A 21,521-nucleotide genomic window follows, 5' to 3' on the forward strand; every position below is an offset into this window, starting at 1 on the left:
GGGCGCGGCGGCCACGGGGGCCGGCGTGGAGGGCGTGGCCTGCGCCGCGGGCGGCGGCGGGGCCGGGGGCGGCGCAGGCGGCGGCGCGGACGCGCAGGCGGCGAAGAGGACGGCCGTGGTGGTCAGGGCGAACGAGCTGGAAAGGCGGCGCATGGCGCGATGCAACAAGCCATTTCCAGAGGCGCGTCAAGCGTCATTGTGGTGCAGCCCGCGGAACCCTGGCGGCGGCCGGGTGTCCTGCAAGGGATGAGGGTTCACGCTCATGCGTTGCGCGGTTGGCTCGTGGGTCGACGGCTCGAGAAGCCTCGATGGATCGCGGCGCAGGTGACCACCGTTGTGTGGCTCGCGAGGGGCACGTTTTTCCTCGTGGCGGCCGCGACGGTGGTCGCGGGTACCGCAGTCATCGAGGCACGGCCAGGGCTCATGCCCCCCGTGCAGATCGAGCCCCTGCCGTTTTTCGGGACGCACACGTGTATCTACCCGAGTGACGTGGAAGAACCGCCGGCGCCCCCGCCCGAAGAGGAGCCGCCCTGCTCGCGAAAGGGCAAACGCTCGGGCGCGCGCTGACGGCCCGTTACTGCGCCCGCTCGGGCAAACCGAGCGCAATGCGGCGGAGCAGATCCAGCACGGCATACGCCGCCGCGATCTGCACCTCCTCGCGTTCGCCCTGAAAAACCTTGCTGCGCACGACCGTGCCGCCCGGATGCGCGACGGCCCAGTACACGAGGCCCACGGGTTTCTCGGCCGTGCCGCCCGTCGGGCCCGCGATGCCCGTCACCGACAAGCCCACGTCCGTCTCGCAGGTGCGGCGCACGCCCTCGGCCATCTCCGCCGCCACCTCGGCCGACACCGCGCCGTGGCCCCGCAGCGTGTCCTCCGAGACCCCGAGCAGCCGCGTCTTCGCGCTGTTCGCGTACACCACCGCGCCGCCCACGAGGTAATCGCTCGCCGGGTATCGCGTCAGCATGTGCGCGATGAGCCCGCCCGTGCACGACTCCGCGAGCGCCAGCCGATAGCCGCGGCTGCGCACCGCGCGGCCCACCATCTCGGTGAACGCCTCGTCGCCCTCGCCGTACACCACGTCGCCGAGCCGCGCCTTCACCTCGGTCGAGGCCCGCAGCGCGAGGTCCCGCGCGAGCTCGCGGTTGGCGCCCCGCGCGTGCACCTTCACGTCGACCTCGGGGAAGTGCACCCGATAGCCGAGCGTCACGCCCGCGTGCGTGCCCTCGATGCCCGCGAGCGCCTGCCCGACGAGGCTCTCGCCGAGCCCGTACGTCCGCAGGCGCACCTGGAACGTGTTGTTCGGCGCCGAGGGCCGGATCCGCGGCAAGACCTGGTCCGTGAACATGCGCTTCATCTCGCGCGGCACGCCCGGCAGGAAGAAGAGCGGCGTGTCCCCGATCGAGACCGCAAATCCCGGCGCCGAGCCCACGCTGTTCGGCAGCACGTCCGCGCCCGCCGGCAGATCGGCCTGCTTCTCGTGGCCCGCGTTCATCGTCTTGCCGCGCGACTCCACGCGCCGCCGGATCGCGAGCAGCGCGCTCTCGTCCCGCACGAGCGACACGCCCGCGGCGCTCGCGGCGGCGGCCGCCGTCAGATCATCCGTGGTCGGGCCAAGCCCGCCCGTCACGACGACGAGCCGGTGCGTCTTTGCGAGCGTGCGCAACGTCGCGACGATCTGCTCCACGTCGTCGGGGATCGCGTCGATCACATCCACAGTGAAGCCCGCGGCCGTCAGCTCCGCGGAGATCCACGCCGCGTTCGTGTTGACGATTTCGCCTCGGGTGAGCTCGGTACCGATCGAGAGAATCGCGGCGGTCATTTTGGGGGCATGCACTCTATCCTATCGCGCGCCCTTGACGAGGGCCTCGATGGCGAAAAAGCCACGATTCAGCGCGGAAGGGCGCCGCCCTCGGCCGCCGCCGCGAACGGATACACACACCGGAAGCCGACCTCGGCCGCGCGCGTGCTCGCCGCGATCTCCAGGCGATTCCAGCTTCGCAGCGCGCTCGCCGCGCCGTCCCCGAACGACCCGCCCCGCGCCTCGGCGAGCGCCGGGCCCTCGGCCACGCCCGCTTTGGGCGCCGCCCACTCGGCCACGTTGCCGGCGAGATCGTGCGCACCCTCGGGCGAAGCGCCGTCCGGATGCGAGCCCGCGACCTCGGGCCCCGCCGCGCCCTCACCACACGGCCCGCGCACGAGCCCCCACGCCGCCCGCCGACAAACCGCGCCCGTGTCGCCCCAAGCATACCGTCGACCCTTGGCGCCCGCGGCCGCGAAGGCGAGCTCTTCCGGCGTCGGGAGCGAGCCGCCGGCCCACGCGCAAAACGTCCGCGCCTCGGACAAACCCACGCGGGAGAGCGCACGACCGGGCTCGCCCGAGAGCGCGACGGGCGGGCAAACGGACGCGGCCACGCAGGCGGCATAACGCGCCTCCGTCACCTCGTAGGCGTCGAGGGCGAAGGCCTCCATCGGCACGGCGCGCGGCGTGACCTGACCTTGCGCCTCCCAATCACTCGGCCCGATCCGCAAGAGGCCGGCCGCGATGCCCACGGCGCGTGGCGTGGCCACGCACCCGGCCTCCGTCACGACGAGCCCCGCCGCGCATCGATCGGGTTTGCCCACGCAACGATCGCCCGCGAGGGTTTGTCCTTCCCCACAACAACGCGCGCCGAGCGGCGTCATCCCGGGCGCGCACCGGGCCGGCGGCGCGGCGCGGTCCCGCGCCACGAGCACCACGGCGACGGCGAGCCCGATCGAAAGGGCGAAGAGGCCGATCGTCTGGACAACCGGCCTCGACCCGCGCGCCTCAGGCCGAGCCACCCTCGCCGCGGGCCTCCCCTCGGGGTCGTCGTGTCCCTTCCCGATCGCGCCTGCGCTGCTCGGCGCGCGCGGCCTTCACCTCGTCGAGACGCGCTTCGATCCGCGCGAGCGCGTCGAGCAGCGCGGCCTTGAGCCGACCGTACGTCTTCGGACCGATGTCGCCCTTCCGATGCGCCTTCTCCAGCGCGACGAACTCGCCGAGCAGCGCCTCGCGTGCTTCGAGCAGATCGTCCTTCGCCTCGTCGGGCACCGCGCCCTCGGCGCGCTGGCGGATCGTGTACGCCGCGGCGAGCCCGGCCGCCGAGAGCGCGAAGAGCAACGCGAACCAGCGCGTGTTTCCGGGCACGGGCAGGCCCGTGATGGTGATGTCGAGCGCGTTGATGCCGCGCTCGCCTTGCATCGCCTGGCGCATCGTCACCATCACCTTGCGGCCGTCGCGGCCCGCCTGGCGTTGCGCCTCGGGGAAGCCGGCGACCTGGAGGCCCATGGTCTTGTTCGCCTCGGAGAAGATGCGCACCTCGCCGACGCGCGGCGGCAGCTCGACGCGGAAGGTTTGGCGATCCTTGCCTTCGAGCGGGACCTGGTAGCTGAACGAGGCCTCGTGCCGACCGGGCGCGATCGTGCCCGAGAGCCACGGCCCCTTCGTGGGTTCGTCGACGAACCGCACGTCGGTCATGCCGTCGGGGATGCGGAAGGCTTGGTACCCCTCGGGCAAGCCGACCTGCGCGGCGCCCTTGCCCGGCACCCACGCGACCTTGCCGATGTTGAAGACGTTGAAGAGCTGCTCGACCGAGAGCACGCCCTCGCGCAGCGACACGAACACGAACGCCTGCGCGCCGACGAGCGCGCCTTCGACGTTGTCGGTCGCTTCGTAGGCGTGCAAAACGACGCGCTTGCCGGCCTTGTCGGAGAGCGCGAACGCGTCGGTCGCGTACGTGCCGAGGCCACGCATCGTGGTGATGCGGTAACTCGTGCCGGCGCCGACGGGCAGCCCGTCGAGCCGCGCCGTACCTTCCGCGTCGGTCGTGACCTCACGGCGCTCGCGCTTGTCGCCTTGCGCCACGCTGCTCTTGAGGATGCCGAGAATCGCGGTCGCGTTCGGGATCGGGCGCTCGTCGGCGTCGCGGATCGTGAAGACCATCGTGCCCGGCGGGAGCGTCTGATCCTCGACCGCGGTGTCGGGCGGCGCCTCGAAAAACCCGCTGTTCCCGCCGCGGCGCGGCGTATCCCCGTGCGGGTTCCCCCCGTGCGGATTCGCGTCATGCGGCGATTCGCCGGCGTGGGGATCGGTCTCCGCGCCGTCGTCGACGCTCGGATGCCCCGGCGGCAGCTCACCGACGTCGGGGTGTCCGGCGGGAAGCGGTCCGGCCGTCTTGCCGCCGTCCCCCGCGCCCGCATCCCCGGGCCCCGCGTCGGCGCTGGGCTTGTCCGTCGCGGCCTTTTTCGTTGCCGCAGGTTTGTCCTCGTCGGCGGCGGTCGCCACGTGCGGCAGCGAGATCGCGGCGGCGATTGTGAGGGCCGCGCCGAGGATCCCGAGGCGGGTTCGTCGGATCGAGTTCACGACGCCTCCGCCCCCTCGTCGGCCTTCTTCGCCTCGCGGGTCTCCTCCGCGGGCTCGGGCGCGACCATGCGCGCGCCGCATTTCTTGCAGAACAAAGCGTCCTCGTCGTTCTCCGTGCCGCACGCATCACACGCGTGTTGCGCGGCGGCCTCGTCGCTCGTCGCTTTCGCGGGCGCCTTCGCCTTCTTCTTCTTGGGCTTCTTCGAGGCCTCGTCGGCCTCTTCCTTCGCCGCCGCCGCCGCCGCCGGCTCCGGCGCGGCCTTGGCCTCCGCCTTCGGCGCGGGGGCCTCCATGGCCTCGCCCGCCACGTCGTCCTCGTCGTCCTCGTTCGACGCTTCCTTCTCGCCGTCGAGCAGGCCGAGCTGCTTCAGGCGCCGCTGCACGAGCACCTCCGCCCGCTCGCGGCCGGGCGCCGCGTTCTGATCGAGGGCTCGCAGCAGGCGCTTGGCTTCGGCGCGGTATTTCGCGACGAGGGCGCGATAGTCCTCTTCGCTGATCTTGCCGACGCTGCGCTCGAATTCGAGGTCCTTGAGCGCGCGGATCACGGCGCGCTTCTGCTCCTCCTCGGCGCGAGGCGGAGCCCCGATCGCGTAGGCGTCGGCGCCCGAGAGCGGCGTCTCGCCGAGCAGCGTGCGCAGGCTCGCCCAGAAGCTCGCGATCACCGTCACGAGCACGCCGGCCGCGAGGACCAGGATGGCCGTGGGCACGTCGACGAACATGCCCCCGAGGAGCGCGAGGATGGCCGTCACGGCCGGAACGCCGAACTTCACGGCATCCGCGATCTTGCGCTCCAGCTCCTGGTCGACGTTCGAAGGCTCCGCTCCGGCGCGCGGAGCTGCGCCCCCGAGCCCGCGGTCCCGCTTGTCCGCGGCGCGTTTGTCCGTGCTGGTCTCGGAGCTCATTCGTCGTCGAGGTCCTTCAGCTCCTGATCGAGCCTGTCGTCGTAGGCGTCACGCTTGTTGTTTTTGGTCGTGGCCTTCGTCCCCGCGGGCCCTGCCGCGGCGGCGGCGAGGCCACGTCGTTGCCAGCGTCGGAGCACGACGAACACGAGCCCGGCTCCGGCCACGATCGCCGTGAGGGGCACGACCCAGAGCGCGCGGCTCGCGCCCTGGTTGCGCGGCACGGCGAGCGATTTGGGCCCGTACATCGAGACGTAGACGTCCTGCGCCTGCTCCACGGTCTTGCCCTCGGCGAGCATCTCGCGCAGCGCGGTGCGGCGCTGGTGCGCGATGTCGCACGGGCAGGTGCCGAGCGTCTCGCGCGGGCAGCCGCAGGTGCAGATGAGGCTCCAGAAGAGCTGGCGCTCGGTCTCGTTCTGGATCGACACGGTCCCCGTGCCGCCCGTGTGCTGTCCGTGCGCGAGGTGCGGATCGAACGTCAGCCACGCGGCGGCGATGCTGGCCGCGGTGAGCAGCGCGAGGTGGAGCGGTGTTCGTCGGGTCGTCATTCGGCGTTACTTGGCGGGAGCGAGGGCGGCGCCGGGCAGGGGCGCAGGGGAGGGCGCTTCGATCGCCGGCGCAGGCGGGGCACGCGGGGCGCCCGTCCCGCCGTAGGCGAGCGAGGGGCCGGCCGCGAGGAGCAGGGCGAAGATGACGGACGTCGCGACCGAGGCCGCGGCGCGGATGTAGCCGAACGCGCCCGCCTCCTCCAGCGCGACCTCGGGCCACATCGACACGATCGCGCCGAGGATCAGGATGCCCACGCCGATCCAGATGAAGTTCACGAGCGGGTTCACGTGGAACTGGAACGAGGCGACCTTCGTCGTCGGGTTGACCATTCCTACGATCACGTAGAGATCGTCGCGGATGGTCATGTGCTTGGCGACCTCGGTCGAGGGCTGATCGGCGCCGGTCTTGTAGATGAATTTGGCCGGCGTGACGCGGCCGATGGGCTTGCCCTGACGGACCACGTCGAGGTCCGTGAAGATCATGCGCTTCTCGTTGTCGACCTCCATGCGCGGGCCGACGTACGTCATGGAGTAGTAGTCGACCTGGGCCGTCTCGCCCGGCGACATGCTGAGCTCCTTGTCGACGCCCCATGCGCGGCCGGTGAAGCCGAGGAACATGAGCGCGATGCCCACGTGCACGACGTAACCGCCGTAGCGGCGGCGCGACTTCGCCACGAGGTTGAAGAGCGAGGTGAACAGGCCCTCGTCGCTCTTGCTCCGCTGCCGCGCCGCGACGCCGCGGTAGAACTCCTGCACGACGACGGTGATGTTGAACGCGACGAGCATCACCGTGACGAACGGCAGCTTGCCCGAGACCCAGGCGAGCCCGCGGCCGAGCGTGCCCTCGTAGATCGGCGCGGCGTCATAAAACGCCGGGTAGTTGAAGCGCTTGCCGATCAAGAGGTGGATCGCGCCGACGACGAGCATCACCGTGACGGGCCAGCGGAAGCTCTTCAGGAAAAGCTCCGGGCTCGTCTTGCGCCAGCCGAGCAGCGGCGCCGCGCCCATGGCGAAGAAGATCACGAGCGCGAGGGGCGGGATCCAGGTGTTGTAGAACGTCGGCCCGAGCGTCGACTCCTGGTTGAGCAGCCACTCGCTGATGCGCGGCCACGTCGTCGCCGTCGCGATGAACACCGTCAGGCTCAGGAAGCCCCAGTTGTTCAGCACGAACGCCGCCTCGCGCGAGAGCACGGACTCGAAGACGCCCTCGCTCCGCAGCCTCGGCAAACGCCAGACGATGAGCGAGATGCTCACCGCGGCGATGACGCCCATGTAATAGACGAAGAAGATGCCGATGCCGGACTGAGCGAAGGAGTGGACCGACGAGATCAGGCCGGAGCGCGTGAGGAACGTGCCGAAGATCGTGAGGAAGAACGTCGCGCAGATGAGGAAGACGTTCCAGACCTTCAGCATCCCGCGCCGCTCCTGGATCATCGTCGAGTGCACGTAGGCGCTCGCCGTGAGCCACGGCAAAAACGCCGCGTTCTCCACGGGATCCCAGGCCCAGTAGCCGCCCCAGCCGAGCTCCTCGTAGGCCCAGAGCATGCCGAGCGCATTGCCGATCGAGAGGAAGAGCCAGGCGAAGAGCATCCACTTGCGCGTGGCCACGATCCACTCGTTGTCGAGCCTTCCTGTGGCGAGCGCCGCGATCGCGAACGCGAAGGGGATCGCCGAGCTCGTGAACCCGACGTAGAGGCTCGGCGGGTGGATGATCATGTAGAAGTTGCGGAGCTGGTAGTTCAGCCCGCTGCCATCCACCGGCGCGCCGCCCGCGCTCGTCGCGAAGGGGTTCGCCGCGAAAATCATGAGGATCGCGAAGAAGCCGATGATGGTCATCAGCGTCGCGATCACGAAGGGCTGAAGCTCGAGGTACTTGCGCCGGAGCCACGCCACGCAGCCCGCGGAAAACACCGACGTGAGGAAGAGCCACCAGAGCAGGGAGCCGTCTTGGCCGCCCCAGAGCGCCGCGACGAGGTACGGCGTGGTCATCGAGCGGTCGCTGTACCGAGCGACGTAGCTGATGCGGAAATCGTGGCTCACGAAGGCGAACGCGAGCACGAGGACCGAGAGGCCGACGAGGGACACGGTGCCGTACGCGCCCAGCCGAGCTGCCTGGAGCAGGCGTGGCCTGCCGGTGCTCGAGGCGAGCGCGACGGCGAACGTGTACGCCGCGGCGATCAGGATCGCGTAAAGAACGCCGGTTCCGAACTCGGGGAGCGATTGCCAGATCGACATGGCGGGGGGCAGAGCTTAGGCCGGCCACGGAGCCGGGGCCACGTCTACGCGCCCTATTTCCCGAGGACGCCTCGTCGCCGCTCATCGGGCGCGACGCGAGACGACGCGCGGCGGCAAATACGCGTCCCCTCGTCCGACGGGAGCGAACACGATTATACTCTTCCACATGAGCGCCACGCCCGACTTCCGATCCGACGACCTCATCTACGACTGGAACGAGATCGGCCGAAAAGGGCGCTTGATCCCCCGGGACGTCACGTTCTTCGACGAGACGCTGCGCGACGGTCTGCAGAACCCCTCGGTCGCGGATCCGAACATCGAGCAAAAGCTCAAGCTGATTCACCTGATGTCCAAGATCGGCATCCACGTCGCGGACATCGGCCTGCCTGGTAGCTCGAAGCGCGCCTTCGACGACGTGCTGCGCATGTGCCGCGAGATCACGGACAACCGCCTGCCGCTCGGCGTGGCGTGCGCAGGTCGCACCGTGGCTTCCGACATCACGCCGATGATCGAGATCTCCCAGCGCGCGGGGATCCCTGTGGAGGTCTACTGTTTCATCGGATCGAGCCCGATTCGCCAGCTCGCCGAGGACTGGGACCTCGACACGATCGTCAAGCGTAGCGCCGAGGCGATCGACGTGGCGGTGAAGGCAGGCCTGCCCGTCGCGTACGTGACGGAAGACACGACGCGCTCGCGGCCGGACATGCTGGCGACGTTGTTCAAGATGGCGATCGACCACGGCGCATCGAGGCTGTGCCTCTGCGACACCGTGGGTCACGCGACGCCGGACGGCGTGCGCAACCTGATCTCGTTCACGAAGGCGATCATCGCGGGCCACGGGTCGGACGGAAAGGTCCGCATCGACTGGCACGGGCACAACGATCGCGGGCTCGCGCTGGAGAACGCGTTGTGGGCGCTGGAGTTCGGGGCGGATCGGGTGCACGGGACGGCGCTCGGGATCGGCGAGCGCGTGGGGAACGCGGCGATGGAGCTGATCCTGCTCAATCTGAAGCTCCTCGGGCTCCTGGAGCACCAGGACCTCACGCACATGCTGGAGTATTGCAACACGGCGGCGGAGGCGGTGGGCTGGCAGATCCCGATCAACTATCCGCTCGTCGGCCGCGACGCGTTCCGCACGGCGACGGGGGTGCACGCAGCGGCGATCATCAAGGCGCAAGGCAAGGGCGACGCGTGGCTCGCGGACCGCATCTACTCGGGCGTGCCGGCGGGCATGTTCGGACGGAAGCAGGAGATCTGCGTGGGGTACATGTCGGGCGCCTCCAACGTGAATTTCTGGCTGCGGCAGCGGAGGATCGAGCCCTCGAAGGAGCTCGTGGAGGCGATCCTGAAGAAGGCCAAAGGGTCGAGCCACATCCTCTCGGACGAGGAGATCCTGGCGGTCGTCGATGAGGTGAACGGGCGGTAGGGGGTCGCTCGACCTGTTGGAGGCGGTCGCGGATGGGGTGGAGGGGGTCGCTCGACCTGTTGGAGGCGGTCGCGGATGGGGTGGAGGGGGTCGCTCGACCTGTTGGAGGCGGTCGCGGATGGGGTGGAGGGGGTCGATCGACCCGTTCGAGCCGGTCGCGGATGGGGTGGAGGGGGTCGATCGACCTGTTGGAGCCGGTCGCGGATGGGGTGGAGGGGGTCGCTCGACCTGGTAGGGAGAATGAGGTCACCATGAAGGGCACGGCCAAGCGGACGGGGAAGGTGTGGCGGCTCGAAGAAGCGAAGAGCCGGCTCGGCGAGGTCGTCGACGAGGCCAAGAAGCACGGGCCGCAGGTGATCCGAAGGCGCGGGGTCGAGGCGGCGGTCGTCCTGTCGTTCGATGATTACGTGAAGCTCGTGAAGCCCAAGGGGAGCCTGGTCGAGTTCCTCGCGGGCTCTCCGCTCGCCGGCTCGGAGCTCGACGTCGAGCGATCGAAGGATCCCGGACGCCCGGTGGATCTGTGAAGTACCTGCTCGACACGTGCGTCCTCTCCGAGTTCGCGAAGCCGCGGCCCAACCCGAACGTGCTGGCGTGGCTCGAAGAACGCGACGAAGCCGCGCTCTTTCTGAGCGTGCTTACGTTGGGGGAGCTGCAGAAAGGGATCGAGAAGCTTCCGAACAGCCGGCGGAAGACGGCGCTTCAGGAGTGGCTCGATCACGACATGCGGGAGCGGTTCGCCGGTCGCTTGCTGGACGTGACCGAGGAGATCGCGCTCACGTGGGGCAGGCTGCAGGGCGAGGCGGAGCGTCGTGGGCAGACGTTACCCGTCATCGATGCGCTCCTCGGGGCGACCGCGCTCGCGCATGGGCTCGTGGTCGTGACCCGGAACGAGACCGACATCGGGCGCACGGGAGTTCGCATCCTCGATCCCTGGGCAGACGAGTGACCGCACGCGCACGGATCGACCTCTGACGACCGGCCCTTGCCGCTGGTCCCCTCGCGCCACGCGCGCTAGCACCAAACAACGTGAGCACCCCGCCCCCCGCTCCGAAGCCGTCGCGATACGCGCGGCTCGTCGCGCTGCTCGCGACGCTCGTGAGCCTGCTCTACGTGGCGGGTCTTTTCGATACGCGGCTCTCGCCGTTCGACCTCGCCATGCAGGCGCCCGCGCTTCCCGCGGTGCTCACCACGCGCGACGCCGATGTGCGTGTGGCCATCGTCGACGAGCACGATCGCCCGCTGCCCGGGGCCGTCGTGCGGCTGTTCTCGATCCAGGGCGGGACCACGTACTTCGCCGGTGAAGCGCGCGCAGGGGAGGACGGCGTCGCTTCACTCGAAGGCATGCCGCGCGGAGAAACGTGGCTCCTCGCGTATGCCGAGGGGCGCGCGCGAGGGTCGGTCCGGGTCGTGCTCGGCGCCGGGGAGCGCGTCGTGCGGCTCGTGCTCCAGCCGGCCGCGGCGATCGATGTCGTCGTCGTCGACGAGGCCGAAAAGCCGTTCCCCAGCGCGAAGATCACCGTCACCGGCGGCGATCCGCTCCCGTTCGTGGCCATGACCGGCGCGGATGGGCGCGCGCGGATCGATCGGCTGGGGCAGGGGCCGTTTTCGGTGCGTGCGACGGCGCGCGGGTACGACGACATCGTACGGACGGGGGTTTTGCCGGGGCCGGTTCCCGTGCGGATCAAGCTCGAACGGCTCGGCGCGTTCGAGGTCTCGGTCGTCGAAGCCGACGGATCCCCCGCGCCCTACGCGCGTGTGCTCTGCGCGGGCGCGGGGCTCTGGCCGGCGCGCAGCACGGTCGCCGATGCGAACGGTGTCGCGCGGATCGTGGGGCTCCGGCGCGGCGGGTACGATCTCAAGGCCGAGCTCGGCGAACGCGTGAGCGCGACGGAGCTCGGCGTCGAGCTCGAGCGCGCGGTGACGAAGCCTGTGAAGCTCGTGCTCGGCGCCGGCCGAAGGATCACGGTGAAGGTGACCGACGGCGAGTCCGAGGACGCGCCGCCCGTGAAGGAAGCGAGCGTCGTGCTCGCCGAAGAAGGCCTGAGCCCCTTCCCGATCCACGGTCGTACGGACGCAAAAGGTGTGGTCGTGCTCGGCCCGATCGCGCTCGGCTACGCGACCGTCAGCGCGCGCGCTCCAGGCTTCGTGCCGCGGAGCGCGGTGCCCGTCGACGACGATGCGACGGAGGTGCGTGTCTCGCTCCTGCGCGGCGGCGCGCTCGTCGGCGAGGTCGTCGATGATCGAGGGTTTCCCGTCGGCGGCGCGACGATCGAGGTCGTCGGCGTGGACATCGAGGGCATGCCGATCGACGAGACGAGCGCGATGGCCGAGTTCCGCGACGATCACTTCGACCTCGCGCTGCCCGGCCCGCTCCCGCTCTTGCCCATCGGCGAGCTCGGCGTGATGCCCGGCCCCATTCCCGACCTGCCGCGCGCCGGCGCCTTCGCCGCCACCTCGCTCGGCGGCGGGGATCCGTGGGTCACGCGCGCGGACGGCGAGTTCCGCGCCGAGCCCATCCCGCCCGGCCGCGTGCACGCCATCGTCCGGCACCCCGACTACGTCGAGGCCGAGAGCGAGACCGTCACCATCGTCTCTGGCGGCGAGGCCCGCGTGAAGGTCGTGCTGCATCAAGGCGGCTCGCTCGAAGGCCGCGTCGTCGACGCCGATCACCGCCCCGTCTCCGGCGCGCGCGTCGAGATCGCCGCGGCCGCCGGCACGCTCGAACGCGTCACCTACACCGACGACAGCGGCAGTTTTGCCTTTGCCGCCGTCCCGGACGAGGTCTTGATCAGCGTCGCGCGCCCCGAGACGCCGAGCGACGTCGCGGCGCGGCTCATCGTCGAGATCCCGGATCACGAGCGCAAGGAGGTCGAGATTGTCCTGCCGCGCCAGCGCGATGCCGTCGTCGTGCATGTCACCGACGATCGCGGCTATCCGCTCGATCGTGTCGAGGTGCGCGCTGTCTCCCTCGACCCCACGGTCCCGCTGCGCCGCACGTTCTTCACGGACGACGACGGCGACGTCGAGATTCCCGACGCCGCGGGTTTGCCACTTCGTTTCGTGCTGACGCGGCCGAGCAAGGCGCCGCGCGTCGAGGAGGTCGAGATCGCCCCGGCGAAGCTCACGTACGAGCTCGCTGAAGGCATCACGGCGCGCGGCGAGGTCACGGGGCGCGACGGACGCGAGCGCATCGAGGGCGCCGAGGTCGTGGTCTACACCGACGCGGGCGTGCGTCGCGCGCGCAGCGACGCCGAGGGCGCGTTCGAGGTGAAAGACCTCGCGCCCGGCCGCGTGCGGATCGTCGCCTCGCATCCGGACTGGGCGACGAACGAGAAGATCGCCGCCGTTGCGCCCGCGCCGAGCCGCGAGGTGGATCTCGGCGCCGTCGATCTCGTCGAGGCCGGCGAGGTCGAGGGCACGGTGATCGATCCGAACGACGAACCCGTCGCGGGCGCACGCGTGGCGGCGGGCCTCGTGCCCACGTACCTGCCGCTCGGGCCGCTCCCGCGTGGCGTCGTCACCACGGATCGCGAGGGACACTTCAAGATCGTCGGCGTGCCCGAGGGGGATGCGACGATCGAGGCGTATTCGTCCGACCTCGGCCGCGCGTCGACGAACGTGAAGGTCCGCGCGGGTCGGAGCACGTCACGCGTGGACATCACGCTGCCGGGCGAGGGGAGCGCGAAGGGCGAGCCGAAGGGCGCGGGCAGCATCGCGCTCACGCTCGGCGAGCGGACCGAGCGCGGGGCGAAGGTGATCGTCGTCGTGATGGTGCCGCCGAACGGCGAGGCCGAGCTCGCAGGCGTCGAGCCGGGCGATCGGCTGCTCAAGGTGAACGATCGCGAGGTGCGGACGATCGAGGATGCGCGTCGGCGCATCTCGGGGCCGCTCGCCGAGGACGTGGTGCTGACGCTCGCGCCGGATGGGGACGGGGAAAAGCCGCGGAGGCTGCGGGTCCGGCGCGAGCGCGTGCGGCGGTAGCTCAGTTCTGCACGGACTTCACGAGCACGATCTCCCGACCGTCCCCGATCCGCCACCGGAGCTGACCTTCTCCGACGAACTGCAGCTCTGCCTCGTCGCGGCCTCCCTCCTCGCGCAGAAAGCTCACGAGAAGGCGGTCGCCGCTTGCCTCCGTCACCCGGAACGAGCCGGTTCGCGGCGACTCCGCGGGGATCGTCACCGTCACCTTGTTCCCGGCGAACTCGAACGCCGTGCCTTTCACCCAGCCCATGGCCTTGGCGAGGTGCGGCTCCGGCACGTTTTCGATCGATTCTCCGAGCCATCGCCCCTGGAGCCGGTCCTTCGGCGTCTTGCCGCATCCCGACGCGAACAGGGCGACGGCCGCCAGCGCGAGGGCCGTCTTCTTGGAAAAACGCATGGGCCTCCGGCCGACGAAGCAAGGCCGCGATCTCCACTCGCGTGCCAGGTCCGCCGGCTGGGCAAAACGTTAAGGGAGCCTGGATCCTGGGGCCAACAAATGTAGGAGATCAGGCGACAATGTGCCGACGTGAAGGTGTGTCCCCTACGTCTCTACGCCGCGGGCTCGCCACCTTCGGCTGGACAAGGAGCCTCGACCTGCGCCAAGGCTAGCGTCCGGTGGGAGCACTTTTCACGCATCGAAGGCTCGGCGAGGTCGAACGCAAGCGGCTGCTCCGCGAGGTGCTGGAGCGGGCGCGGGATCGTTCCCGCGGCGCGGGCGTCATCGTCTTCGACCTCGACGGCACGATCATGGACAACCGGCCGCGGGTCGTCGCCATCCTGCACGAGCTCGCCGACCTCTGGGGTGCGCGACACCCGAGCGAGTCGGCCGCCCTCGCCGCCGCCGGCATCAACGACGTCGTCTACGGCCTCGTCGACACGCTGCGATGCCTCGGCGTCAGCGAACCGACACTCCACGAAGAAGGCTTCCGCTTTTGGCGCGAGCGCTTCTTCTACGACCCGCACATCCGCCACGACACCGAGATCGCCGGTGCCCGCGACTACGTGCGCGCCTGTTACGACGCCGGCGCGGTCATCGTGTACCTGACGGGCCGCGATCTGCCGAACATGGCGCTCGGATCCTTCGCGAGCTTGCGGGATCTCGGCTTTCCGATCGGCGTCGTTGGCACCGAGCTGGTCACGAAACCCGCCTTCGAGACGCCCGACAGCGTCTTCAAGCGTGAGGTCGCGCCGGCGTTCTCGCGGCTCGGCGAGGTCATCGCCGTCTTCGACAACGAGCCAGCGAACTGTAACCTGTTCCTGGAGATCCACCCCGCGTGCACGACGGTCTTCGTGGACACCCAGTACGCCCCCGATCCGCCGCCGCTCGATGCACGTGCCCACGTGATCCATTCCTTCGAGCTCGAGCCATGAAACCCACTGTCGCGCTCGCCCTGCTTCTCCCGGCCCTCGCCGCGTGCGAGGCGCCGCCCGGCTCGCCCCCTTCCTCGACCTCGCCGACCGACGCCGCGAGCCCGAACGCGAGCATCCTGCCCGCGCCCCTCGCCACCGAGGCCGAAGAGGCGCAGCACGACGCCGGCGGTCCCGTCCCCGACGGCGGTCCGATCGGCCTCATGGCTGACTCCTCGGGCCGGCTCATCATCCCCGACGCGGGCACGCCGCCGCCGGGGGTTCTTCGTGGCGACGAGGCGATCCCCGCCGAGTCGCCGACCACGAAGGACCTCGCGGGCGCCACGCTCGAAGCCGTCTTCCGCCCGCGCAACGTCCCGCCCGCGCCCCGTGGCCCCGAGATCTCCCAGGACGGCATCAAGGCCGCCGCGGCGCTCACCGCGCCGAAGTGGAAGATCGACCTCACCGACACCGGCCGCATGCGGATCGAGTTCGCCTCACGCGCGATGCCGCTGCCGCAGCGCTCCGAGATCCGGGCGCGCACCGATCGGTACGGCCACATCGCCCTCTGGCCCGACGCCACCGACTACCGCGTCGTCCCGCCCGGCGCGCTCCGCACCGTGCTCGGCGAGCGTCGTGTCGACGTCACGCCCCTCTCGCCCGGCGTCGCGCGCCCGCTCGGCGAGGGCAAACGCTTGCAGCTCCCCACGCGCAAGGTCGAGATCACGTCGAGCCTCGGCTCGGTGCGGCTCGAGCTCGGCAAGTCCGCGGAGATCGGCGAGGGCGGCGCGCTGCTCTGTCGGGCGCTCGTGGAGATCGTCGGCGTCGATCCGCGCACGTCGGTTTGTCAGGGCGGCGAGGTCCCGCTCGCGGCCGCGTACACGTGGCAGGACGGCGGCGGCATCGACTTCGAGGTCACCACGATCACGCGACGCACCGACATCCCCACGAACGAGACGCTCGTGCCCCCGCCCGGCTCCACGTACCAGCCGAGTGGCCTGCCTGCGTCGCCGGGCGGCGTGTTCCTCACGCGCGAGGAGGTCACGGCGTTCCGCTCGTCGGCGCTGCAACTCCCGCCGCCCTCGGATCCGCTCGCGCCCGGCGAAGGGTTCATCGCGGTGAACGCGTCCGACATGCTCGCGTACGTCCTCGTCGACGGCGTGCCCGTCGTCGCGGTCCCGCCGAACGATCAGCGCTACGTCATCGGCACCTTGCGCGGCCGCTACGTGATCCAGTGGCGCACGTTCCTCGGCGATCGCATCGGCCCGGCGAGCACGCTCGACCTCCCGGCGCGCTTCACGTTCGGCGAGGTCCCCGACGCGGGCGCGCCGGACGGGGGCGGCACAGCAAACTAAACCGTCTCGGGACTCCGAAAGACGGCCGCGATCTCCGGCGGCAACCGCTTCGGCGTGAGCTCGTTCCCCACGCACGCGAGCAGCGTCTCGCCTTCACAGAGCAGGTCCGTGCCGCGCAGGATGCGATAGCTGAAGCGCACGGTCACACGCGTCACCTCGGCGCAGGTGCTCTCCACGACGAGCGTCTCGTCGAAGCGCGCGGCTTTCCGGTAGCGGAGCTTCGCCTCGACGACGGGCAGGTGGATGCCCATCTCGACCCACTTTTCGTAGGAGATCCCGCGGCGGTGGAGCCAGTCGACGCGGCCGGCTTCGAAGTAGGTCAGGTAGTTCGCGTGGTGCACGATGCCCATGAGGTCCGTCTCGCAGAAGCGGACGGTGAGGGTCATGCGGCTCGTGAGGTGCTCGGGGAGCGGCTCTTTTTCGGCGGCCATCACGACGTTCGTAGTGCTTGCCGGAACGCGCGCACGGCCTGGCTCTGATCCGGCGACTCCACGAAGCTCTGAAGCAGCGCCAGGTCGAGGTCCGGCAACACGGCGCTCCTCGGCGCCTTCTCGTAACGGCCTTCCTTGAGCAGATGGACCGTGATGCCCACGCCTCGCTCCCAGATCCAGACCTCGCCCACGCCGAGGCTCCGGTAGATCTCGAGCTTGTTCAGGCCGCCGCTCGTCCACACGACCTCGATGGCGAGTTGCGGGATGCCTCCGCTCGGCACGCCAAGCGCGTAACACTCGTCCGGCTCGAGACCTTTTTCTGCGAACGCATTCTTGAGCGTCCACGACCCATACCCGTTGAGACCGATCGCCCGTTCGTCCGCATACGCCTCGACGAGGCGAGCGATCGTTTTCTTGACACCCTCATGGTTGATCGACGGACTCATCAGCTCGATCGCTCCGTTCAGATAGGCCATGCGTACGCCCGACTCGTCTCCGCGGACGGCGAGCAGGATCTCGTAGTCCTTCCAGGTCATCCCGTTCAGGATCACCCGTTGATCCTCGGTCGGCGGAGGCGCGCTCCAGGCATGCGGCTCGGGCTTGTCCGGACGGGCGGACGGTTCGACGAGAAGCGCCATACCGCCAGCATAGCGCGCCGCGGGACCCGCCGGGAGCGCGCCCCGCTCACGTCCACCTAGGCGCCCCGCGCCGCCGGTGCTAGCTCGCGGACTCGATGGCCACCAACGTCTCCACGATGATCGACGCCGAGAGCATCGCGCAGCGCGTGCGCGAGCTCGGCGCCGAGATCACGCGCGACTACGCCGGGCGCAACCTCGTCCTCGTTTGCGTCCTCAAGGGCAGCTTCGTCTTCACCTCCGACCTCGCGCGCCACATCGATCTCCCGATGCGCGTCGAGTTCCTCGGCGTGCGCAGCTACGGCGAGGACACCAAGTCCTCCGGCGTCGTGCAAATCACGCACGACCTCACCAAGCCCGTCGAGGGCGACCATGTCCTCCTCGTCGAGGACATCGTCGACACGGGCCTCACGATCGCCCACCTGCTCGAGCTGCTCCGCACACGCAAGCCCGCCAGCGTGAAGGTCTGCTCGCTCCTGCACAAGCCTGCGCGCACGCGCATCCAGGTGCCGATCGACTACCTGGGCTTCACGATCGAAGACAAGTTCGTCGTGGGCTACGGGCTCGATTGGGCCGAGCGTTACCGCAACTTGCCGTTCATCGGCCTCGTGGAGTCGGCGTCGTGAGCAAGCGCCTCGCGGTCCTGGAGAGCATGATCCAGAAGGGGTCGAAGGATCCCTTCGCCTGGTATGCGCTCGCGATGGAGTACGCGGGAGCCGATCGGATCGACGACGCGCTCCGCACGTACACGTCGCTGCGTGACATGGATCCGGGCTACGTGCCGCAGTACCTCATGTGCGGGCAGATGCTCGTGAAGGCGGGGCGCGTGGACGCGGGGCGCGCGTGGCTCGAAGAGGGCGTCACGCGGGCGCGCGCCAAGGGCGATTCGCACGCGCTGTCGGAGATTCAGTCGGCCTTGTCGGCGCTCGACGATTGAGCCTGCGGCTCCTTGTCGGCTTCACCCTCTTCACCGCCGGACGATTCCCTCACCCCCGCCCCCTCTCCCTCGCGGGAGAGGGGAGGAGATTGCTGCGCGCGGACCCATCGTACGCGTTCGGCGATCACCTTCTCGTAGCCGCGCTCCGTCGGCTCGTAGAAGTGCGTCCCGGCGATCGCATCCGGTAGGTACGTCTCGCCCCACGCGACGCCGCCCTTCTCGTTGTGCGCGTAGCGGTATCCCGTCCCGTAGCCCTCGCGCTTCATGAGACCCGTCACCGCGTTGCGTAGCTTCATCGGCACGGGCAGGCTGCCCCTCTCGCGTACGACCTCCTGCGCCGCATGCCACGCGGCGTTGCACGCGTTCGACTTCGGCGCGCACGCCAGGTAGATCGCCGCCTGCGCGAGGAAGTAGGTCCCCTCGGGCATCCCCACGCGCTGGAACGCCGCGTCCGCCGCGACGGCCACGTCGAGCGCGCGCGGGTCCGCGTTGCCCACGTCCTCGCTCGCGAAGATCATCATGCGCCGCAGCAAGAACAGCGGATCGTCGCCCGCCTCCAGCATGCGCATCAGCCAGTAGATCGTCGCGTCCGGATCCGAGCCACGCATCGATTTGATGAACGCGCTGATGACGTTGTAGTGCTCGTCCCCCGCCTTGTCGTAGAGCAGCGTCTTCTGCCCGCTCGTCTGCACCACGTCCTCGCGCGTCACCCGCGCGCGCCCCTCGCGCTTCGCCTCGTCGGCCGCGATCTCCAGCGTCGTCAGCGCCCTCCGCGCGTCGCCCGCCGCGAGCTTCGCGATCGCCTCGATCGCCTCCTCGTCCGCGCCCACGGACCCCGCGAGCCCCTCCGGCGACTCGATCGCGCGCCGGAGAAGCTCCGTGATCCCCTTCTCGTCGAGCAGGTTCAACCGGAACACGCGGCACCGCGACAGGAGCGGCGCGTTCACGGCGAACGAAGGGTTTTCCGTCGTCGCGCCGATCAGCGTGATCGTCCCGTCCTCCACGTGCGGCAAAAACGCGTCCTGCTGCGCGCGGTTGAACCGGTGGATCTCGTCGACGAACAGGATCGTCCGTTTCCCCTCGTAGGCGCGTGCCTCCTTCGCCGCGGCCATCACCACCCGCAGCTCCGGCACGCCGCCGAGCACCGCGTTGAACGGGACGAACCGCGCCCGCGTCGACTCCGCCACGATCCGCGCGAGCGTCGTCTTGCCCGATCCCGGCGGCCCCCACAGGATCATCGACGGCACCCGATCGGCCGCGATCGCGTGCGCGAGCAGCTTCCCCTCGCCGACGAGGTGCTCCTGCCCGACGAGGTCCGCGAGCGCGCGCGGCCGCATCCGCTCCGCGAGCGGCACGAGTTCGCCGAGCTTCGGATCACGCTTCAGCGCGGCCTCGAACAACGTCGGGCCCGCGTCCTTCTCGCCGCCGCGAGGGCTTCGCCGGGCCGTCATGTCACCGGTCCATCAGCGCGATCACCGCGCGCTGGATGCTCGACGGATCTCGCCCCACGAAGCGCACCGTGCCCGATCGATCGACCACGAACGTCGTGGGCACCTGCGACACGCCGAACGCGTACTGAAGCCCGTGCCCGCCGTCGTGCACGATCGGGAACGACACGCCGAACGCCTCGGCGCCGGCTGCGGCCTCGTCGGGGCTATCGTCCACGCTCACGCCCACGACCACGAGCCCCTCGGCGCGTCGATCTTGGTAGAGCCGCTCGAGCGCGGGCATCGTCTGCTGACACGAGCCGCACCACGACGCCCAGAAATCGATCACGGTCACGTGCGTGCGCAGCGTGCCTGGCACGTCGACCGAGCGCTCGTCGATCGCGGTCTCGTGAAACGGCGGCGACGCGGCGCCGAGCAGCGGATGGCCCATCGACGCGGGCAGGGCCGGCGCGCAACCGAAGAGGCCGATCGCGCCCGCGCAAGCGAGCGCGCTCGGCGTGGCCGCGATGGAACGAAGAGGACCACGCATGGGGATGCGCGAACTCTAGAGCATCGAACCCTTCGATGCTCTGCGAGATCGCGCAGCGAGCTCGCCTCGGGGGGTGAATCGGCCGGGCTTCGCCTGGCCGAGAGGGGGACGCGAGGCGTCCCCCTCGGGACGAAACCGCCTCTTGGGCGAAGGCTATCGGGCGCCGAAGATGGCCGTACCGACGCGGACGATCGTCGCGCCTTCCTCGATGGCCACGTGAAAATCGTGGGACATGCCCATCGACAGCTCGGGCAAAAGCGCGGGCGCTTCGAGCGTGTCGCGCAGCGCGCGCAGGCGCGCGAAGAACGGACGGACGGCCTCGGGATCGTCGAGGAAGGGCGGGATCGCCATCAGCCCCACGACGCGCAGATGCTCGGCGCGCCTCGCCGCTTCGAGCAGCGCAGGCAAGGCCTCGGGCGCGCATCCGGCCTTCGCTTCCTCGCCGCCCACGTTCACTTCGAGCAGCACGTCGAGCTTGCGCCCGAGCGCGCCGGCGCGTCGATCGAGCTCCGTCGCGAGCTCTTCGCGGTCCACCGTCTGGATCACGGCGGCCACGCTCGCGGCCAGCTTCGCCTTGTTGCGCTGGAGCGCGCCGATGAAGTGCAGCCGCAGCTCCGGCAGGTCCGCGAGCGCCGTGGCCTTTTGCACCAGCTCTTGCACGTAGTTCTCGCCGAAGTCGCGCTGGCCTGCGGCGTACGCGGCGCGGATCGCCTCGGGCGGCTTGGTCTTCGACACCGCGACGAGCCGCACCGCGCGCGGGCTTCGTCCGGCTCGGATCGCTGCTTCGTCGATGCGCGCGCGCACGGCGGCGAGACGCGCGGAGATCGTGCTTTCGTCCTCGTTCACAGGGCCCCACGATACCGCGCCCCGCGCGCCCCGCGAGCGGCACGCCTGTGCCAAAGGCCAGCACGATCCGGGCGTCCGGAGACGTGCCAAGCTGTGCCGCTCTTGTGCCCGTTTCCTCGTGGAAACGACGTCGCACGTCATGGCATGATGGTTGCGGCACCACGACATCAGCCATGCGAAAGCTCCTCGTCCTCTTCGTCGTCCCGGGCCTCGTCATCTCGGCGTGTACCTTCAACCCGCAACCCGATCCGCCTGGAGCCGAGTCTGGCAGCGCAGGCGCGGGCGCGAACAACGCAGCGGGCGCAGGTGGCGGCGGCGGAGTCCCGTCTTCGGGCGGCTCTGGCGGCGATACGACGAGCGGCGATGCCGGGGGGGATGTAGGCGGCGCCGGTGGCGGGGGCGGCGCGGGTGGTGAAGGCGGCGCGGGTGGTGCCGGTGGCTCCGGCGGCATGGGCGGCGCGGGCGGCGCGGGTGGCGCCGGCGGTGCAGGCGGTGCCGGTGGCGCCGGTGGCGCTGGCGG

At 70.2% G+C, this 21,521-nt stretch carries 21 protein-coding genes and 1 pseudogene; 10 read left to right on the forward strand and 12 right to left on the reverse strand.

What is annotated here, in order from left to right:
• Positions 1 to 282: 282 nt before the first annotated feature.
• Entirely contained in the window at positions 283 to 567 is a 285-nt protein-coding gene (locus tag QHF89_RS47240; RefSeq protein ID WP_136973135.1) for a hypothetical protein, read from the forward strand.
• Between the two features lie 7 nt (positions 568 to 574).
• Here the strand turns inward: QHF89_RS47240 and QHF89_RS47245 are convergent, their stop codons facing one another.
• The 6 genes from QHF89_RS47245 to QHF89_RS47270 form a co-directional block, all read right to left on the reverse strand.
• The gene (locus tag QHF89_RS47245) at positions 575 to 1,822 is read right to left on the reverse strand and encodes a CinA family nicotinamide mononucleotide deamidase-related protein (RefSeq protein ID WP_136973136.1); all 1,248 of its coding nucleotides are present in this window, start codon (positions 1,820 to 1,822) and stop codon (positions 575 to 577) included.
• A gap of 68 nt (positions 1,823 to 1,890) precedes the next feature.
• Positions 1,891 to 2,823: a formylglycine-generating enzyme family protein gene (locus tag QHF89_RS47250; protein ID WP_284721888.1), complete on the reverse strand. Its 933-nt coding sequence runs from the start codon at positions 2,821 to 2,823 to the stop codon at positions 1,891 to 1,893.
• Positions 2,810 to 4,384 carry a carboxypeptidase-like regulatory domain-containing protein gene (locus QHF89_RS47255; RefSeq protein WP_136973137.1) on the reverse strand — a complete coding sequence of 525 codons (1,575 nt, stop codon included), beginning with the start codon at positions 4,382 to 4,384 and terminating at the stop codon, positions 2,810 to 2,812. Before QHF89_RS47255 ends, QHF89_RS47250 begins: the two co-directional genes overlap by 14 nt.
• Positions 4,381 to 5,286, reverse strand: coding sequence for a zinc ribbon domain-containing protein (locus QHF89_RS47260; RefSeq protein WP_136973138.1), 906 nt, complete (start codon positions 5,284 to 5,286; stop codon positions 4,381 to 4,383). The genes QHF89_RS47255 and QHF89_RS47260 overlap by 4 nt, the downstream gene beginning before the upstream one ends.
• On the reverse strand, positions 5,283 to 5,831 hold the full coding sequence (locus tag QHF89_RS47265; protein ID WP_136973139.1) for a cytochrome c-type biogenesis protein: 549 nt from the start codon (positions 5,829 to 5,831) through the stop codon (positions 5,283 to 5,285). Before QHF89_RS47265 ends, QHF89_RS47260 begins: the two co-directional genes overlap by 4 nt.
• 6 nt (positions 5,832 to 5,837) lie before the next feature.
• On the reverse strand, positions 5,838 to 8,066 hold the full coding sequence (locus QHF89_RS47270) for a heme lyase CcmF/NrfE family subunit (RefSeq protein ID WP_284721889.1): 2,229 nt from the start codon (positions 8,064 to 8,066) through the stop codon (positions 5,838 to 5,840).
• A 166-nt stretch (positions 8,067 to 8,232) separates the two neighbouring features.
• On the opposite strand from QHF89_RS47270, the gene QHF89_RS47275 reads away from it, so the two are divergent.
• From QHF89_RS47275 to QHF89_RS47290, 4 genes are all read left to right on the forward strand, one after another.
• Positions 8,233 to 9,492 carry a LeuA family protein gene (locus tag QHF89_RS47275; RefSeq protein WP_136973140.1) on the forward strand — a complete coding sequence of 420 codons (1,260 nt, stop codon included), beginning with the start codon at positions 8,233 to 8,235 and terminating at the stop codon, positions 9,490 to 9,492.
• A 251-nt stretch (positions 9,493 to 9,743) separates the two neighbouring features.
• A complete protein-coding gene (locus QHF89_RS47280; protein WP_136973141.1) occupies positions 9,744 to 10,016 on the forward strand; it encodes a type II toxin-antitoxin system Phd/YefM family antitoxin in 273 nt (90 codons plus the stop codon).
• The gene (locus QHF89_RS47285; protein ID WP_136973142.1) at positions 10,013 to 10,438 is read left to right on the forward strand and encodes a type II toxin-antitoxin system VapC family toxin; all 426 of its coding nucleotides are present in this window, start codon (positions 10,013 to 10,015) and stop codon (positions 10,436 to 10,438) included. The genes QHF89_RS47280 and QHF89_RS47285 overlap by 4 nt, the downstream gene beginning before the upstream one ends.
• Positions 10,439 to 10,518: 80 nt before the next feature.
• Positions 10,519 to 13,473: a carboxypeptidase regulatory-like domain-containing protein gene (locus QHF89_RS47290; protein WP_136973143.1), complete on the forward strand. Its 2,955-nt coding sequence runs from the start codon at positions 10,519 to 10,521 to the stop codon at positions 13,471 to 13,473.
• 1 nt (position 13,474) lies between these two features.
• On the opposite strand, the gene QHF89_RS47295 is transcribed toward QHF89_RS47290, so the two are convergent.
• Positions 13,475 to 13,870, reverse strand: a complete 396-nt coding sequence (locus tag QHF89_RS47295; RefSeq protein WP_136973144.1) for a hypothetical protein — start codon at positions 13,868 to 13,870, stop codon at positions 13,475 to 13,477.
• A 218-nt stretch (positions 13,871 to 14,088) separates the two neighbouring features.
• Here QHF89_RS47295 and QHF89_RS47300 point away from each other — a divergent pair, with 218 nt between their 5' ends.
• Both QHF89_RS47300 and QHF89_RS47305 read left to right on the forward strand, forming a co-directional pair.
• Entirely contained in the window at positions 14,089 to 14,844 is a 756-nt protein-coding gene (locus QHF89_RS47300; RefSeq protein ID WP_136973145.1) for an HAD family hydrolase, read from the forward strand.
• Positions 14,841 to 16,175: a hypothetical protein gene (locus QHF89_RS47305; RefSeq protein WP_136973146.1), complete on the forward strand. Its 1,335-nt coding sequence runs from the start codon at positions 14,841 to 14,843 to the stop codon at positions 16,173 to 16,175. Before QHF89_RS47300 ends, QHF89_RS47305 begins: the two co-directional genes overlap by 4 nt.
• Here the strand turns inward: QHF89_RS47305 and QHF89_RS47310 are convergent.
• Together QHF89_RS47310 and QHF89_RS47315 are read right to left on the reverse strand one after the other, a co-directional pair.
• Positions 16,172 to 16,606: an acyl-CoA thioesterase gene (locus QHF89_RS47310; RefSeq protein ID WP_136973147.1), complete on the reverse strand. Its 435-nt coding sequence runs from the start codon at positions 16,604 to 16,606 to the stop codon at positions 16,172 to 16,174. The two genes, QHF89_RS47305 and QHF89_RS47310, sit on opposite strands and share 4 nt — an antisense overlap.
• The gene (locus QHF89_RS47315; protein ID WP_136973148.1) at positions 16,606 to 17,244 is read right to left on the reverse strand and encodes a Uma2 family endonuclease; all 639 of its coding nucleotides are present in this window, start codon (positions 17,242 to 17,244) and stop codon (positions 16,606 to 16,608) included. Before QHF89_RS47315 ends, QHF89_RS47310 begins: the two co-directional genes overlap by 1 nt.
• Positions 17,245 to 17,339: 95 nt before the next feature.
• Between QHF89_RS47315 and hpt the strand changes: the two genes are divergently transcribed.
• Both hpt and QHF89_RS47325 read left to right on the forward strand, forming a co-directional pair.
• Complete coding sequence (gene hpt, locus QHF89_RS47320; protein ID WP_136935392.1) at positions 17,340 to 17,867, forward strand: hypoxanthine phosphoribosyltransferase; 528 nt, start codon at positions 17,340 to 17,342, stop codon at positions 17,865 to 17,867.
• On the forward strand, positions 17,864 to 18,178 hold the full coding sequence (locus tag QHF89_RS47325) for a tetratricopeptide repeat protein (RefSeq protein ID WP_136973149.1): 315 nt from the start codon (positions 17,864 to 17,866) through the stop codon (positions 18,176 to 18,178). Before hpt ends, QHF89_RS47325 begins: the two co-directional genes overlap by 4 nt.
• Here the strand turns inward: QHF89_RS47325 and QHF89_RS47330 are convergent.
• From QHF89_RS47330 to QHF89_RS47340, 3 genes are all read right to left on the reverse strand, one after another.
• Positions 18,148 to 19,629, reverse strand: coding sequence for a replication-associated recombination protein A (locus QHF89_RS47330; protein WP_136973150.1), 1,482 nt, complete (start codon positions 19,627 to 19,629; stop codon positions 18,148 to 18,150). The two genes, QHF89_RS47325 and QHF89_RS47330, sit on opposite strands and share 31 nt — an antisense overlap.
• Before the next feature lies 1 nt (position 19,630).
• Positions 19,631 to 20,155 (reverse strand): TlpA family protein disulfide reductase, encoded by a 525-nt coding sequence (locus QHF89_RS47335; protein ID WP_136973151.1) that lies wholly within the window; start codon positions 20,153 to 20,155, stop codon positions 19,631 to 19,633.
• 153 nt (positions 20,156 to 20,308) lie between these two features.
• Positions 20,309 to 21,001 (reverse strand): YggS family pyridoxal phosphate-dependent enzyme, encoded by a 693-nt coding sequence (locus QHF89_RS47340; RefSeq protein ID WP_284721890.1) that lies wholly within the window; start codon positions 20,999 to 21,001, stop codon positions 20,309 to 20,311.
• 173 nt (positions 21,002 to 21,174) lie between these two features.
• On the opposite strand from QHF89_RS47340, the pseudogene QHF89_RS47345 reads away from it, so the two are divergent.
• Positions 21,175 to 21,521: pseudogene (locus QHF89_RS47345) on the forward strand (hypothetical protein); the annotation flags it as partial.

Source organism: Polyangium sorediatum (assembly GCF_029946465.1).
Classification (GTDB): Bacteria; Myxococcota_A; Polyangia; order Polyangiales; family Polyangiaceae; genus Polyangium; species Polyangium fumosum.